At 68.7% G+C, this 15552-nt stretch carries 13 protein-coding genes and 2 pseudogenes; 5 read left to right on the top strand and 10 right to left on the bottom strand.

The window, feature by feature from the left end; genetic code table 11:
• Positions 1-34 precede the first annotated feature (34 nt).
• Together E6C72_RS21485 and E6C72_RS21480 are read right to left on the bottom strand one after the other, a co-directional pair.
• Positions 35-583 (bottom strand): OsmC family protein, encoded by a 549-nt coding sequence (locus E6C72_RS21485; protein ID WP_109084665.1) that lies wholly within the window; start codon positions 581-583, stop codon positions 35-37.
• Positions 580-1833: a PLP-dependent aspartate aminotransferase family protein gene (locus E6C72_RS21480; protein ID WP_109084666.1), complete on the bottom strand. Its 1254-nt coding sequence runs from the start codon at positions 1831-1833 to the stop codon at positions 580-582. The genes E6C72_RS21485 and E6C72_RS21480 overlap by 4 nt, the downstream gene beginning before the upstream one ends.
• Positions 1834-1916: 83 nt before the next feature.
• Between E6C72_RS21480 and E6C72_RS21475 the strand changes: the two genes are divergently transcribed.
• On the top strand, positions 1917-3122 hold the full coding sequence (locus E6C72_RS21475) for an aminotransferase (protein ID WP_348981131.1): 1206 nt from the start codon (positions 1917-1919) through the stop codon (positions 3120-3122).
• A 2-nt stretch (positions 3123-3124) separates the two neighbouring features.
• On the opposite strand, the gene E6C72_RS21470 is transcribed toward E6C72_RS21475, so the two are convergent.
• The 6 genes from E6C72_RS21470 to E6C72_RS21445 all read right to left on the bottom strand — a co-directional run bounded on the left by E6C72_RS21470 (position 3125) and on the right by E6C72_RS21445 (position 10210).
• Positions 3125-5431, bottom strand: coding sequence for a molybdopterin-dependent oxidoreductase (locus tag E6C72_RS21470; RefSeq protein WP_109084807.1), 2307 nt, complete (start codon positions 5429-5431; stop codon positions 3125-3127).
• A complete protein-coding gene (locus E6C72_RS21465) occupies positions 5431-6468 on the bottom strand; it encodes an NrtA/SsuA/CpmA family ABC transporter substrate-binding protein (protein ID WP_109084667.1) in 1038 nt (345 codons plus the stop codon). The genes E6C72_RS21470 and E6C72_RS21465 overlap by 1 nt, the downstream gene beginning before the upstream one ends.
• Positions 6469-6551: 83 nt before the next feature.
• Positions 6552-7277, bottom strand: coding sequence for an ABC transporter ATP-binding protein (locus E6C72_RS21460; RefSeq protein ID WP_199228702.1), 726 nt, complete (start codon positions 7275-7277; stop codon positions 6552-6554).
• A complete protein-coding gene (locus E6C72_RS21455) occupies positions 7274-8149 on the bottom strand; it encodes an ABC transporter permease subunit (protein WP_199228703.1) in 876 nt (291 codons plus the stop codon). Before E6C72_RS21455 ends, E6C72_RS21460 begins: the two co-directional genes overlap by 4 nt.
• Positions 8150-8201: 52 nt before the next feature.
• Complete coding sequence (locus E6C72_RS21450) at positions 8202-8549, bottom strand: ferredoxin family protein (protein ID WP_109084668.1); 348 nt, start codon at positions 8547-8549, stop codon at positions 8202-8204.
• Entirely contained in the window at positions 8546-10210 is a 1665-nt protein-coding gene (locus tag E6C72_RS21445) for an FAD-binding protein (protein WP_109084669.1), read from the bottom strand. Before E6C72_RS21445 ends, E6C72_RS21450 begins: the two co-directional genes overlap by 4 nt.
• 296 nt (positions 10211-10506) lie before the next feature.
• Between E6C72_RS21445 and E6C72_RS21440 the strand changes: the two genes are divergently transcribed.
• From E6C72_RS21440 to E6C72_RS32740, 4 genes and pseudogenes are all read left to right on the top strand, one after another.
• On the top strand, positions 10507-10800 hold the full coding sequence (locus E6C72_RS21440) for a co-chaperone GroES (RefSeq protein WP_109049199.1): 294 nt from the start codon (positions 10507-10509) through the stop codon (positions 10798-10800).
• Positions 10801-10875: 75 nt separating this feature from the next.
• The gene (gene groL / locus E6C72_RS21435) at positions 10876-12507 is read left to right on the top strand and encodes a chaperonin GroEL (protein WP_109084670.1); all 1632 of its coding nucleotides are present in this window, start codon (positions 10876-10878) and stop codon (positions 12505-12507) included.
• 174 nt (positions 12508-12681) lie between these two features.
• Entirely contained in the window at positions 12682-13869 is a 1188-nt protein-coding gene (locus E6C72_RS21430; RefSeq protein ID WP_109084671.1) for an ABC transporter substrate-binding protein, read from the top strand.
• 30 nt (positions 13870-13899) lie between these two features.
• Positions 13900-14094: pseudogene (locus tag E6C72_RS32740) on the top strand (ABC transporter substrate-binding protein); the annotation flags it as partial.
• Between the two features lie 114 nt (positions 14095-14208).
• Here the strand turns inward: E6C72_RS32740 and E6C72_RS21420 are convergent.
• Positions 14209-14337: pseudogene (locus E6C72_RS21420) on the bottom strand (LysR family transcriptional regulator); the annotation flags it as partial.
• A gap of 123 nt (positions 14338-14460) precedes the next feature.
• Entirely contained in the window at positions 14461-15510 is a 1050-nt protein-coding gene (locus E6C72_RS21415; RefSeq protein WP_109084672.1) for an NAD(P)-dependent alcohol dehydrogenase, read from the bottom strand.
• Positions 15511-15552: the final 42 nt, after the last annotated feature.

The raw sequence follows: 15552 nt of genomic DNA, 5'->3' as shown, positions 1-15552 counted from the left end.
TCATGACGGACATGGCTCCGGATTCTTCGTTGTGTCAGGCGGCGGCTTCCGCCGTTTCCGGCTGCCGGTGGGAGATGGTGGAGACGACCTCCTGCGGGCGGCGCAGCAGGTTCAGGATCGGGCAGGTCCGTTCCACCGTCTCGTGAAGCTCAGCAATGGCCTCCGCGCTGGCGGGGGAGACGATGTGGATGGTGTAGCGCAGGTTTTGCGGATAGACCGGAATATGCTCGTATCCCGGCTTGCCGCCGCGCGGATCGAACACGCCTTCCACCTCGACCTCCAGACTGTCCAGCGGCACGCCCAACTCGGCGGCCTGGATCAGGGTGATGTGGGTGACGCAACTGCCCAGCACGCCGAGCTGCAGTTCCGGCGAGGTCGGTCCCAGATCGTAGCCGGCGAAGTTGGGCGGGGCGTCGCTGATTACCTGATGGTCGCGGATGCGGATGCGGCGGATGCCGCTGCGCCCCTCGGCGCCGACGCGGGCCGACAGGGTCGGCGGCTCGAAGCCAGGCTGCGCGATCCGGTCCTTGATCGCCTGATGGGCGATGCGCTTCTGGACCAGGTATTCGTTGAGCGTGCTCATGGACGCACCTCTTGCAAGGGGGATTTGATGGTGCTGCGCGTCTGGGTGACGGCGTCGAGCGCCTGGAGGATGTCCTCGCGGATGTCCGGTAGGTTCTCCAGCCCGATGGACAGGCGGATCAGCCCGTCGGCGATGCCGTGGCGGGCGCGTTCCTCCGCGCCGTAGGCGGTGTGGGTCATGCTGGCCGGGTGCTGCACCAGGGTTTCCGCGTCGCCCAGGCTGACCGCGCGGGTTGCCAGCACCAGCCGGTTCATGAAGCGGATGCCGGCCTCCAGCCCGCCGTCGAGTTCGCAGGAGACCAAACCGCCGAAGCCGCTCATCTGGCGGCGGGCAATGTCGTGGCCGGGGGAGCCGGGCAGGCCGGGGTAATCGACGCGGCGCACCGCGGGATGGCCTGCCAGCAACCCGGCGATGGCGGCGGCCGATGCGCTGTGACGTTCGACGCGCAGTTCCAGCGTCTTCAGGCCCCGCAGCAGCAGGAAGGCGGTCAGCGGCGCGATGGTGGCGCCGGTCAGATAGCGCAGGCCGTGGCCGCGGATGCGGTCGATGATCGCCTTCGGTCCCACCAACACGCCAGCGATCAGGTCGCCGTGACCGCCGAGGAACTTGGTGGCGGAATGGACCACCAGATCGGCGCCATGTTCGATCGGCCGTTGCAGGACCGGGGTGGCGAAGGTGTTGTCGACCATCACCAGGGCGCCGACCGCATGGGCCTGGGCGCTGACTGCGGCGATGTCGATCACCCGCAGGTTGGGGTTGGCCGGCGTTTCGAAATGGACCAGCGCCGGGCGAAGCGACAGGGCGCGGGCGAGGTCGTCGGGGTCGGTGAAGTCCGCCACCTCGACCCGGATGCCGAAGCGGGTCAGCCCGCGGGTGAACAGCGCATAGCTGTTGCCGTAGAGCGTGTGGTCGATCACCACCACATCGCCCGCCGACAGCAGGGTCCACAGGGTGGCTGAGATCGCCGCCATGCCGGATGCGACCGCCAGCCCGGCCTCCGCGCCCTCAAGGTCGGCGATGCGGGCCTCCAGCACCGACTGGGTCGGGTTCCTGGTGCGGCCGTAGATGTAGCCGTCTTTCTCGCCGCGGAACAAAGCCGCCCCATCCTCCGCCGTTTCAAAGGCATAGGTGGAGGTCATGAAGACCGGCGGGGTCAGTGCGCCCTGTTCGCTCGCCGGGTCGTAGCCGAGATGGATGGCGCGCGTGGACAGACCGCTCCAACGGCCACGGTTCGACGGATGATCGGTCATGGATGGAAATCCGAAGGCTGTGCGGTTTCATTCGTGAAACTCTGTCATAAACACACTTGCACGATAGAGAAATAAGGGCAACTGTGAAAATCAGCGCATCCATACGGAAAAGGGCGAGGAAAAATGGTGAATTCGGTGTTCCGCAGCACGCGCACCTCGGTGTTCGAGACGATGTCGCGGCTGGCTGCCGAGCATGCGCGATCAATCTCGGGCAGGGCTTCCCCGAAGGCATCGAGGCGGCGGAGGTCATCGAGGCGGCGGGGCGGGCCTTGCGCGACGGACCCCACCAATATCCGCCGACCCTGGGTCTGCCGGCCCTGCGCCAGGCGGTGGCTGCGGCGAACCGCCGCTTCTGGAACATCGAGGCCGATTGGGCGACCGAGGTGCTGGTGACCTCCGGCGCGACCGAGGCGCTGGCCGACTGCTTCTTCGGCCTGCTGGAGCCGGGCGACGAGGTGCTGGTCTTCCAGCCGGCCTATGACTGTTACGGCGTGCTGCTGCGCCGGGCCGGGGCGGTTCCGGTGCCGATCCGGCTGGACCCGCCACACTGGGAACTGCCGCGCCAGCGCATTCTCGATGCCATCACGCCGCGGACGAGGGCGATCCTGCTGAACACGCCGATGAACCCGAACGACAAGATTTTCAGCCGGGACGAGCTGGGCTTCCTGGCCGGGCTGCTGGAGCGCCACGACCTGATTGCCATCTGCGACGAGGTCTACGAACATCTGACCTTCGACGGCCGCGCCCATGTGCCGCTCTACACGCTGCCGGAGGCGCAGGGCCGCTGCCTGCGCATCGGCTCGGCCGGCAAGACCTTCTCGGTCACCGGCTGGAAGGTCGGCTACGTCACCGCGCCGGCGGCGCTGCTGGAGCCGGTCGCCCGCGCCCACCAGTATCTCACCTTCGCGACACCGCCCCATCTCCAGGCCGCCGTCGCCTTCGGGCTCGGCCTGGACGAGTCCTATTTCCAGGGCTTGCAGGCGACCTTGCAGCACAACCGCGACCAGCTCGCCGGCGGGCTGCGCGAGTTGGGGTTCAGCGTGCTCGACTGCGGCGCCACCTATTTCCTGTGCGTCGATATTGGAGATCTCGACCGTGAGGGCGACGATTTCGCCTTCTGCCGCCGTCTGGTCGCCGAATCTGGCGTCGCCGCCGTACCGGTCAGTAGCTTCTATGCAGAGCGCGACATGACCTCGTTGATCCGCCTGTGCTTCGCCAAACGGTTGCCGCTGCTGCATCAGGCGCTGGAACGGCTCGCCGAATGGCGCAGGCGCGCCGGCGCGGCCTGACGTCATGTCTCATGGCGGCTGACGAAGCGCGGCGGCTGGAAGGCACGGATTGCGGGCAGCGGACCGGTGAAGCGTTCGACATCCACCAGGGCGCTTTGGGCCGAACAGCCCTGGGCAAGGGTCGAGGTGCCAGTGTCGGGCGTCACCATGTTGGGATTGCCGTGGGCGTCGAGGCTGCCGTCGGTGTCGGGATCGACCGGATCGTACCAGGCGCCGGTGGCGATCTGCAGCACGCCGGGCCGGATGCCGTCGGTCAGCACCGCACCGGCCAGGAAGGCGCCGCGCCGGTTGAACACCCGCACCACGTCGCCGTCGCCGATGCCGCGCGCCGCCGCATCGTCGGGATGGATACGGATCGGTTCCCGCCCGGAAATCTTGCTCTCCCGGCTGGCCACGCCATGGTCGTACTGGCTGTGCAGGCGGGTCGCCGGCTGGCAGGACAGCAGATGCAGCGGGCCGTCGTCGCCGGCCAATCCCGGATGCTCCGCCGGATCGCGCCACACCGGATGGCCGGGGCAGTCGGGCAGGCCAAAGCCGGCGATGGCGGCGGAGCCGATCTCGATCCGGCCCGACGGGGTGGGCAGCGGCGATCCGTCGGGGTCGGCGCGGAAGGCTTGCAGAAGAATTTTCTCCGGCTCGACCAGGGGGATTTCGGCCAGCCCGGCCGCCAGGAAGCTGCGGAAATCCGGCAGCGGCACCGGGGCGTTGAACCGGCATTCCTCATAGAGCCGTTCCAGCCACTCCTCGGTGGTCAGCCCGCCGGTGAACTCCGCCTCCACCCCCAGCCGACCTGCGAGTCCGGCGAGGATGGCGTGGTCGTCGCGCGCCTCGCCGACCGGATCGAGGGCGCGGGCCATCCACACCAGGAAGCGGTCGCCGGTGGCGCCGCCGATGTCGTCGCGCTCCAGTGCCGTGGTCGCCGGCAGCACGATGTCGGCGAATTTCGCCTGGGCTGTCCAGAAAGGATCCTGGACGATGACCGTCTCCGGCCGCCGCCATGCCCGGACCAGCCGGTTGATGTCCTGATGGTGGTGGAAGGCGTTGCCGCCGGCCCAATGGACCAGCCTGATGTCCGGATAGCGCCGGGTCTGCCCGTTGTAGCGGTAAGAGGTTCCGGGATTCAGCAGCATGTCGGCGATGCGGGCGACCGGGATGGCGGTGTCCACCGGGTTGCGCCCCTGCGGCAGTCGCGGCCCGGTCACCCGGCGCCGCCCCGACCCCATGGTGTTCATCACCGAATAGCCGACTCCCAGCCCGCCGCCGGGCGTGCCGATCTGGCCCAGCATCGCCGCCAGCGTCACCCCCATCCAGAAGGGCTGCTCACCATGCACCGCCCGTTGCAGCGACCAGGCGAGATTCATCATGGTTCGGCTGCCGGCCATTCGGCGGGCCAGCGTCACGATGGTCTCAGCCGGTACGCCGGCGATGGTGGCGGCCCAGCCGGCATCCTTGGCGAGGCCATTGGCTTCACCGGTCAGATAGCGGCGGAACTCCTCATAGCCGACGGTGCAGCGGGCGAGGAAATCGCCGTCCGCCAGCCCCTCCGCCACCAGCGTGTGGGCGAGGCCGAGCATGACGGCGGTGTCGGTGCCGGGCCGGATGGCGATCCATTCCGCCCCCGGCACGTCGTCGAGGTCGTGGCGGACCGGGCTGACATTGACGAAGCGCACGCCGGCCGCCGCCAGCCGGCCCAGCGCCGGCTTGACCAGATGGTCGCTGGCCCCGCCCGATCCGACCTGTGCGTTGCGGGCCGGCAGGCCGCCGAAGGCGACGAACAGCTCGCAGTGTTTTTCCAGGCTGGTCCAGGCGGTGTGGGACAGCATCAAATCGTCCATCGACGCCAGGATGCGCGGCATCAGCACCCGCCCGGCGCCCAGGCTGTAGGTGTCGCTGTGCGCCGTATAGCCGCCGATGCAGTTGAGGAAGCGGTGAAGCTGGCTCTGGGCATGGTGGAAGCGGCCGGCGCTGGCCCAGCCATAAGAGCCGCCGAAGATGGCGGCGTTGCCATGGTCGCGCCGCACCCGGTCCAGTTCGCGCGCGGCGAGGTCGAGCGCCTCGTCCCACGACAGCTCGACGAACGGCTCGCGTCCGCGCCCGTCACGCGATGCCGGACCGTGGCGCAGGAAGCCTTCGCGCACCGCCGGGCGGCGGATGTGGGCGGGGGCGTCGATCCCGTCGACCACCGACCGGCCGATGGCCGACGGCGCCTTGTCCCACGGGGCCGGGTCCAGCGCGGTCAGCCTGCCGTCCGCCACCCGCGGCCGGTAGACCCCCCAATGCGTCGCGGTGAAGTTGTCCCCGCCGCTCATCACAGCGCCGCCAGATGGTCGGCCACCCTGACCGGCTCCGGCAGGATGCGGCGGGCGACCAGCCAGTCGGCCGCCTTCTGGAGGTCGCCGACGAAGGCGGCGTCGCTGACCGGATAGAGCCGGTACTGCCGCTTCAGCGCGATGTAGCCGTCGCGGATCTCGTCGCGATAGCCGGCCTTGGCCTGGACGATGGTCTCCGCCTCCACCGTATTGGCGGAGGCCCAGGCCGCTTCGGCGGTGAAGGCCGCGTTCAGGGCGCGGATCAGGTCCGGGTTCTCCTGCGCGAAGCGGCGGCGGGTCAGGTAGCTGGTGAAATCGATCTGGAAATCGAGGTCGCGCTCCTCCTGGAAGATGTCGTGCGCCTTGTATTCCAGCCGGGCGATGTCGACGCCGGGGCTCCACATCGACCACGCGTCCACCTTGCCCGATGCCAGCGCCGGGGCGGCGTCGGGTGGGTTGAGATAGACGAAATTGACCTTCGAGCGGTCGACGCCATGCTTCTCCAGCGCCGCCACCAGCAGGAACTCGCCCAGGCCGGAGCGGTTGACCGCGACCGACTTGCCGACCAGATCGGCCACCCTGTCGATGCCGGAGCCGTCCTTGGCGATGATCGCGGTGGTGCGTGGGGTGTAGTTCAGGAACAGGCTGAAGACCAGCGGCGAGCCGGCGATGATGGCCGCCAGCGCCGGGGTGGTGCTGCCGCCGAAGCTGAAATCGGCGGTGCCGCCGGTCACCGCCTGCAAGGTCGGCGCATGGTTGGGGAAGGGGCCGATCCACTCCACCTTGATGCCGTCCTTCGCCAGCGTCTTCTCCAGCTCTCCCCGCTCCTTGGCGATGAAGGCCAGGCCGGAGAAGCCCCAGGTCAGGCGGATGGTGTCGGTGTTGCGGCCGGCCGTGGTCTGGGTAGCGGCTCGGGCAGCCGGTAAAGTGCCAGCCAACGGATCGAAGCCTGCGGAGAGGCCGGCAGTCCCGGCGCCGATTAGCGAGCGGGCGAGGAAGGCGCGGCGGGTGGTGGGGGAGCGAAACGGATCGGTCATCGGAAGGCTCGTTCGGTCGGAAGAGGGGGGCGGTCGGAAAGGAGGTCGGGCGGGTTTGAAGGCCGGCGGCCGGTCGGCACCAGTCAAGCGGCGGCGGTTCCCTGCACGCCCAGCTCGGCCAGCAGCAGCGCGCGGAAGCGCTGGGGATCGGCGGCGGTCTCCGGCAGATGTTCGGCGGCGATGGCGCCGTCCCGCATCACCAGGATGCGGTCGGCCAGCCGGATCGCCTCCTCCACATCGTGGGTGACCAGCAGGACGCCCGGCCGGTGGCGGGCCACCAGTTCCTTGACCAGCCCGTGCATGCGGATGCGGGTCAGCGCGTCGAGCGCCGCGAAAGGCTCGTCGAGAAGCAGAAGCTCCGGTTCCTGCACCAGCGCCCTCGCCAGCGCCACCCGCTGGGCCTGACCGCCGGACAGGGTGCGCGGCCAGTCGTCCAGCCGGTTGCCCAAGCCCACCTCCGCCAGCGCCGCCACCGCGGCCTCGCGCGCGCCATGCTCCGGCAGGCCGAGCGAGACGTTGCGCCACAGGCTGTCCCAGGGCAGCAGGCGCGGCTCCTGGAACACCACCGCCGGCTTGCCGGGGGCGTCGATGCGGCCGCCCTGGATCGGGTCCAGCCCGGCCAGCGCCCGCAGCAGCGTGGTCTTGCCGCAGCCGCTCTCGCCCAGCAGGGCGACGAACTCGCCGCGTTCGATGCGCAAATCCAGCGCGTCGATCACCACGCGGCGGCCATAGGCGCGGCGCAGGCCCGTGACGGTGACGGCAGGCTCGGCGTCCGAGACATGTTGGGCGCTCATCTGAGGGGTGCTCATCGGGCGGCTCCGTAATTGGGATGCCAGGCCAGCAGGCGGCGCTCCAGCAGCCGGGCCAGGCTGTCGGCCAGCACGCCGATCAGGGCGTAGATGACGATGGTCAAGACGATCACGTCGGTGCGCAGGAACTCGCGCGCGTCCATGGCGAGGAAGCCCAGCCCGGCCTGCGCGCCGATGGTCTCCGCCACCACCAGAGCCAGCCATGCCGTCGCCAGGGCGTAGCGGACGCCAGTGAGGATGGAGGGCAGGGCGCCCGGCAGGACGATCCGGCGGATCAGCAGGGCGGTGGACAGGCCGCGCACCCGGCCAAGCTCCAGCAGCTTGGGATCGACCTGCCGGATGCCGAGCGTGGTGTTGATGTAGACCGGGAAGGCGACGCCCAGCGAGACCAGGAAGATCTTCTGCCCCTCGCCGACGCCGAACCACACGATCACCAGCGGCAGCAGCGCCAGGAAGGGGATGGCGCGGACCATCTGCACGCTGCGGTCGATCAGCGCCTCGGCCAGCCGGGAGAAGCCGACCAGCGTGCCGAGCGCGAAGCCGATGCCGCCGCCGATGGCGAAGCCGGTCGCCGCCCGCAGCAGGCTGGTGCCGAGGTCGCGCAGCAGCGTGCCGTGCAACGCCAGCTTCCAGGCGGTCGCCACCACCTTGCTGGGTGCCGGCAGCACATGCGGCTCGATCCAGCCGTTGCGGGCCAACCCCTCCCACATCGCCAGAAGCAGAAGCGGAGCGATCCAGGACAGGGCGACATGGGCTCTCGTTCCGATGCGGTGCTGTCCGTCGGAAATCGGGCGGCGCACCCGTTTCGCTGCGGTCGGGGCTTGCGGCGTGGCGGCACGGGGGACGCCGAAACTGCTGTCGAGGCTGCTCATGCGGGATCTCCACGGCTGGGCAGGACGGCTTGTCGGGAAGTCGGTGGCGGAGTCAGGACAGGGCCCGGGCGCGGGCGAAAATCTGGTCCATCCGCCAATGTTCGTTGGCATAGCGCGGGTCGCCGGCCCATTCGTCCCAGCCTGATTCGCGGCGGTAACGGCCGCGCTGGCCGGACCGCTCGACCTCTTCGGCGCTGACCGTGGCCGGCGCCTCGCAGTCGGGATCGACATAAAGCGCGTCGGGCTGGCAGTAGAGTTCGCACAGGAAGCAGGTCTGGCAGTCCTGTTGCCGGGCGATCACCGGCGGCCCGCCCCGGACGGCGTCGAAGACGTTGGTCGGGCAGACGCGGACGCAGACCTGGCATCCGGTACAGCGTTCGGCGATGATAAGGCTGATCATGCGGCACCTGCCTGGGTGGTGGCGGGATGTGCGAGAGGTTGCGGCGCGTCCCCGTCGAAGCGGGACCACAGCCGGTCCAGCCCGCCGACGGTCAGGCGCCGGGCCAGAGCCGGATGGCTGGCCGGGGCATCGACGCGCAGATGCATGCCGCGGCTTTCCGGCCGGACGAGCGCCGCGCGGGTGCACCAGCGGGCGACGGCGGTCAGGGCGGCGCTCTCGCGCGCCTGCACCGTTTCCCCCGCAGTGGCTGCCCCTTCGCCGTCCAGATGGTCGCGCAGGTCGCTCCACACCCCGTCCAGCCGCGACAGCGAGCGGGCCAGCGCCGGGCCGCGGCGGAAGATGGTCTTGTCGTAGGGCAGCATCTCGGCCTGGACGGCGGCGGTGACGGCGCGCGGATCGACCGAAGCGGCATGGCGTGCCGGGCGCAGTCCGGCCTGTCCCAGCGGACGGGCGGCATCGTCGGTGCGCCGGCCATGGCGGGCCGCCCGCGCCGCAGCAGCGCGTCCGGCGATCACGCCCGACGACAGCGCCCAGGCGGCCAGGATGGCGCCGCCGCCCGACACCGCCCCCGCCACCGGCTCGCGTGTCGCGGCATCGCCGACGACGAACAGCCCGTCGGTGGCAGTGCCGCAGTCATCGTCCGCCAGCCGGATGCCGCCGGACCCGCGGATGGTGCCCTCCGGCCGCAGCAGCACGGGAAAGCGGTTGGTGAAGGGATCACCACCAGTGCGGTCGAAAGGCAGCATCATGTTGGGCTGCACCCGGCGCAGCCGCTCGCGGATGTCCGTCGGCATGCGGTGCAGGCTGCACAGCACCGGCCCTTCCAGCATGGCGCGGGCCAGCGTTCGGGTGGTGTCGCCGGGCGGCAGGGCGATCTCCCGTCCCTCGGCATCGTAATAAGTGGCGAAGGCGAAGGACATCGACCGGGTCATGGTCGAATTGGCCGGCGCCACCGTGTGGTAGGTGGAGAACTCCATGCCGGAGAACTCCACCCCGGCCTCCGCCACCATCAAATGGCCGTCGCCGGTGTTGGTGTGGCTGCCGAGAAGCCGCGATTTGAAGGCGCAGCCGCCGGTCGCCAGGATCACCGCCCCGGCGCGCACGGTCCAGGCTTCGCCCCGCTGCCGGCGCAGGCCGCGCGCGCCGACGATGCCACCGCCGGAGTCGGCCAGCAGTTCCAGCGCCGGACTCTGGTCGAGGATGCGGACGCCGAGCCTGTGGATCTTGCGGCGCATCGCCCGCAGATATTCCGGCCCGCGCAGGCCACGATACTGAACCGTTCCGGTCTCGTCGGTGGAGAAGTCGTAGACATCGGCGATGGTCGGCAGGGTGGTCCAGGTGATGTCGAGGATCCGCTCCATCCAGGCCGGGTCGGCGATGCCGCCGGCAATCGCCATGCGCTGGCGGATCGCCTCGGCCCGCGCGTCTGGATCGGGGGGCACCCACCAGTGGCCGGGACCCGAGGTGGCGGCGACCCCGCTTGCGCCGCAATAGCCCTTGTCGGCCAGCACCACCCTGGCCCCGGCCTGCACCGCCGCCAGCGCCGCCCAGGTTCCCGACAGGCCGCCGCCGATCACCAGCACGTCGGCAGCGATGGGCGGCAACTCTACGACAGGCAACCTTGCGGTCGGCGGAGCGGTCGATACCGGGATGTTCGGCATTTTTGTGAAACTCCGCCGTTTCTGTGCATCTGTGTGTTGTTTCTTACAATACCGCAGCGGCACCCCGTCAATTTTGGAATGCTCATGATTCCGTTGAGTTTTTCAAATGAGTCGGGTGGCTGCGATCCCAGATGGACCGTGTATAACATAAAACAAATGTATAAATAAAACACAAATCACTATCTTTACAGTAGGAATAAACAGTGATTAAGCTTGGTTCCTACGGTGAATGCGGGGCGCCGCACATGAACCCCCAGCGAGGCCCGAACGGGGCCCGAACCAAGGAGACACCAGGCATGCCGTTCCGTCCGTTGCACGACCGCGTCGTCGTCCGCCGTGTGGCGCAGGAGGAAAAGTCGAAGGGCGGGATCATCATCCCCGACACCGCCAAGGAGAAGCCGCAGGAGGCCGAGGTGATCGCCGTCGGTCCCGGCGTGCGCGACGACCAGGGCCGCATCCACCCGCTCGACGTGAAGGTCGGCGACCGCGTGGTCTTCGGCAAATGGTCGGGCACCGAGATCAAGGTGCAGGGCGAGGATCTGCTGGTCATCAAGGAATCCGACATCGTCGGCGTGGTCGAGCCCGCCTGACGCGCCCGCCGAGGCAGAACCGCCCGTTTCCGCTGGAACCCACCCAAAAAAGACTTCGATAAAAAGGACATCGCCATGGCCGCCAAGGACGTCAAATTCTCCGCCGATGCCCGTGACCGCATCCTGCGCGGCGTCGACACCCTCGCCAATGCCGTGAAGGTCACGCTGGGCCCGAAGGGCCGCAACGTCGTGATCGAGAAATCCTTCGGCGCTCCCCGCATCACCAAGGACGGCGTGTCGGTCGCCAAGGAGATCGAGCTGGCCGACCGCTTCGAAAATCTCGGCGCCCAGCTGGTGCGCGAGGTGGCTTCGAAGACCGCCGATCTGGCCGGCGACGGCACCACCACCGCCACGGTGCTGGCCCAGGCCATCGTCCGCGAAGGCGCCAAGGCCGTCGCCGCTGGGCTGAACCCGCTGGACCTCAAGCGCGGCATCGACCGCGCCGTCGCGGCGGTGATCGCCGACGTGAAGGCGCGGGCCAAGACCATCTCCACCAACGACGAGGTGGCGCAGGTCGGCACCATCTCCGCCAACGGCGAGCGCGCCATCGGCGCCATCATCGCCGAGGCGGTGGCCAAGGTCGGCAACGACGGCGTGATCACGGTGGAGGAGGCCAAGAGCCTGGAGACCGAACTGAACGTCGTCGAAGGGCTTCAGTTCGACCGCGGCTATCTCTCGCCCTACTTCGTCACCAACGCCGAGAAGCTGGTGGTCGATTTCGACAACCCGTGTATCCTGATCCACGACAAGAAGCTGTCGAGCCTCCAGCCGCTGCTGCCGGTGCTGGAGGCGGTGGTGCAGTCCTCCCGTCCGCTGCTGATCATCGCCGAGGATGTCGAGGGCGAGGCGCTGGCGACCCTGGTGGTCAACAAGCTGCGCGGCGGCCTGAAGATCGCCGCGGTGAAGGCGCCGGGCTTCGGCGACCGCCGCAAGGCGATCCTGGAGGACATCGCCATCCTCACCAACGGCCAGGTGATCAGCGAGGACATCGGCCTCAAGCTTGAGACGGTCTCGCTGGCCGATCTCGGCACCGCGAAGCGGGTGGTGATCGCCAAGGAGGAGACCACGGTGATCGATGGGGCCGGCGGCCGCGAGGCCATCGACGCCCGCATCGCCCAGATCCGCGCCCAGATCGAGGAAACCACCTCCGACTACGACCGCGAGAAGCTGCAGGAGCGGCTGGCCAAGCTGTCGGGCGGCGTCGCCGTGATCCGCGTCGGCGGCTCGACCGAGGTCGAGGTGAAGGAGCGCAAGGACCGCGTGGACGACGCCGTCCACGCCACCCGCGCGGCCATCGCCGAGGGTATCGTGCCCGGCGGCGGTGTCACTTTGCTCTACTCCACCCGCGCCATCGATGCGGTGGTTCCGGTCAACGACGACGAGCGCGTCGGCATCGACATCGTGCGGCGCGCGCTTCAGGCGCCGGTGCGCCAGATCGCCGAGAATGCCGGGGCCGACGGGTCAGTCATCGTCGGCAAGCTGCTGGAGGGGAACGACACCGCCTTCGGCTACGACGCGCAGACCGGCGAATTCACCGACCTGCTGAAGGCCGGCATCATCGACCCGGCCAAGGTCGTGCGCATCGCCTTGCAGGACGCGGCGTCGGTCGCCGGCCTGCTGATCACCACCGAGGCGCTGATCGTCGAGCGCCCGGAACCGAAGTCCCCGGCAGCACCGGCCGGGGCCGGCGGCGGTTACGATTTCTGATCGGAACCGTCCGGGTGCCGGCGGGCGCTGCGACCACTGTCCTTCCGGCGCAGCATCCTGTCGGTGTCCCGTCCTCCCGTGCCTGAAACCGCCGCCCGTCAGCGGGTCCACGCCCCGTTTCCGGGCGGCGGTCTTTTTCGAATTCGGGCTCCGAGCCCAATTGGAGACGACGCCATGACCCGGCCTCAGCTTTCGCGACGTTCCGTGTTGTTCCACACCCTGGCCGGGACCATGGCGCTTGCGTGCATGGCGATGTCCGGCGGGCCGGCGAACGCGGCGGAGGCGGCGGGCGAGCCGCTGTGGTTCGGGGTCAGCGGGCCGCTGACCGGTCCCAGCGCGCAGTATGGCGCGCAGTGGAGGAAGGGCTTCGACCTCGCGCTCGACCAGATCAACGCCGCCGGCGGGGTGAAGGGCCGTCCGCTGCGCTACGTGTTCGAGGACAGCCAGAACGATCCGCGCCAGTCCATCGCCATCGCGCAGAAATTCGTCGCCGACCCGAAGATCCTGATCGAGCTGGGCGACTTCTCCAGCCCGGCGTCGATGGCCGCCTCGCCGATCTACCAGCGGGCCGGGCTGGTTCAGTTCGGCTTCACCAACTCCCACCCTGACTTCACCAAGGGCGGCGACTTCATCTGGAGCAATTCCATCAGCCAGGCGGAGGAGCAGCCGAACGTCGCCGATTTCGCCGTCACCTCGCTGAAGCTCAAGCGGCTGGCTGTGCTGCACCTCAACACCGACTGGGGCCGCACCAGCAAGGACATCTTCGTCAAGGTGGCGAAGGAGCGCGGGGCGGAGGTCGTCGCCACCGAGGGCTATCTGCCCGACGAGAAGGATTTCCGCTCCACCCTGGTGCGGGTGCGCGAAGCCAATCCCGACGGCATTGTGCTGATCTCCTACTACGCCGACGGGGCGGCCATCGCCCGCCAGCTGAAGCCGGTCGGTCTCACCCAGCCGGTGGTCGCGGTGGGATCCGTCTATTCGCCCAAGTTTCTCGAACTGGGCGGAGAGGCGGTCAACGGCGTCCACACCCGGGCCAACTTCTTTCCAGCCGCACCCCGTCCGGAGGTGCAGGGCTTCGTCGCCGCCTACCGGGCGAAGTACCAGGAAGAGTCGGACGCTTTTTCCGCTTACGCCTATGACGCGGTGCTGGTGGCGCAACGGGTGATCGAGGTCGGCGGCACCGACCGTACCGCGATCCGCGACGTCTCCCCCCATGTGAAGGACATCCCCAGCGTCATCTTCGGCAAGGCCACCTTCGATCCGGAGACACGCCGGGGGTCCGGCGTGCGCAACGTCAAGCTGGTGGTCGAGGACGGCGCCTTCGCCCTGTGGGACGGCAGCATTCCCGCCGCCACCAACTGATCCGAATTTCAAAATTTGAAAGCCAGTCCCATGCTCGACCTGATCCTCCGTTCCACCGCGCTCGTCGCTGGCACCCTGTCGCTGCTGACCGTGCTCGGCGTCGTCCAGCCGGCCTTCTCGCAGCCCGCCGATCCGGCAATGGAGGCGGTGGTGCTCGGCGTCAGCGGGCCGCTGACCGGCCAGTATGCGCAGTATGGCGCGCAGTGGCAGCGCGGCTTCGATCTGGCGCTGGACCAGGTCAATGCCGGCGGCGGCATCCAGGGCCGGCCGTTGCGCGTCTGCGTCGGTCAGGGACACCAAGCGGGTCGTGCGGGTCAGAAGCCGGACCCCAAGCCGGGCTTCGCGCTGGCGGATCGTGTGGCTGAGTGCCGACTGCGACAGCCCGAACTGGGTCGCCGCCCTGGTGAAGCTGCGTTCACGGGCGACGGCGATGAACGCCAGCAGATCGTCGACGCTCTCGCGCGGCATTCATGAGGTTTCTTCCTGTCGCCATGCGCATTATAGCGCCTGATCGGATTTCAGGAACTCGATAGCCGGGCAAGAGCGCCATCGGCCCCGGAATGACGTCCGGCATTGACCCGAGAGCCGAACTCAGCCGGACAGGGAGGCGTTGTCGATCACGAAGCGGTATTTGACGTCGCCCTTCAGCATCCGCTCATAGGCCGCATTGATCTCCCCGGCGCGGATCAGTTCGATGTCCGCGGTGATGCCGTGTTCGGCGCAGAAGTCCAGCATCTCCTGAGTTTCGGGAATGCCGCCGATCATCGAGCCGGCAATGGACCGCCGCTTGGTGATCAGGTTGAACACGTTGGGCGACGGATGCGGCGTGGCCGGCGCGCCGACCAACGTCATCGTTCCGTCGCGTTTCAGCAGAACCAGGAAGGCGTCCAGGTCGTGTGGGGCCGCCACCGTGTTCAGGATCAGGTCGAAGCTCTTGACATGGGCGGCCATCTCGGCCTCGTTGCGCGAAACGACGACTTCGTCCGCACCCAGCGCCTTGGCATCCTCCCGCTTGGATTCGGAGGTGGTGAAGGCCACCACATGGGCGCCCATGGCATGGGCCAGCTTGATCCCCATATGGCCGAGGCCGCCGATGCCGACGACACCGACCTTCTTGCCCGGCCCCGCCTGCCAGTGGCGCAGCGGTGAATAGGTGGTGATGCCGGCGCAAAGCAGCGGGGCCACAGCCGCCAGTTGCTCTTCCGGATGCTTCACACGCAAAACATAGCGCTCGTTCACGACGATCCGCTGCGAATAGCCGCCCAGCGTATGGCCGGGTGGATCGTCGGTCGGGCCGTTGTAGGTGCCGACCATGTTGTCGCAGTAGTTCTCCAGCCCGGCTTCGCAGTCGTCGCAGTGCCGGCAGCTGTCGACCATGCAGCCGATGCCGACCAGATCGCCTTCGTGGAAGCCCTTAACATGCCCGCCGACCGCTGAAACGCGGCCGACGATTTCGTGTCCGGGAACGCAGGGCCAGAGCGTGCCGGCCCATTCCGCCCGCACCTGATGCAGGTCGGAATGGCAGATGCCGCAATAGGCGATCTCGATCTGGACGTCATGCGGGCCGGGAGCCCGGCGGGTGATGTCCATCGGTTCCAGCGGCTTGTCGGCGGCATAGGCGCCATAGGCTTTTACGGTCATGGGGTTCTTCTTCTCGTCTGTCGATATCTTCGCGGGGCCGGG

Origin of the sequence: Azospirillum sp. TSH100 (assembly GCF_004923295.1) — a bacterium.
Classification (GTDB): Bacteria; Pseudomonadota; Alphaproteobacteria; order Azospirillales; family Azospirillaceae; genus Azospirillum.
Note: the sequence above shows the minus strand (reverse complement) of the source record. Positions and strands in the feature narration are given on the sequence as shown.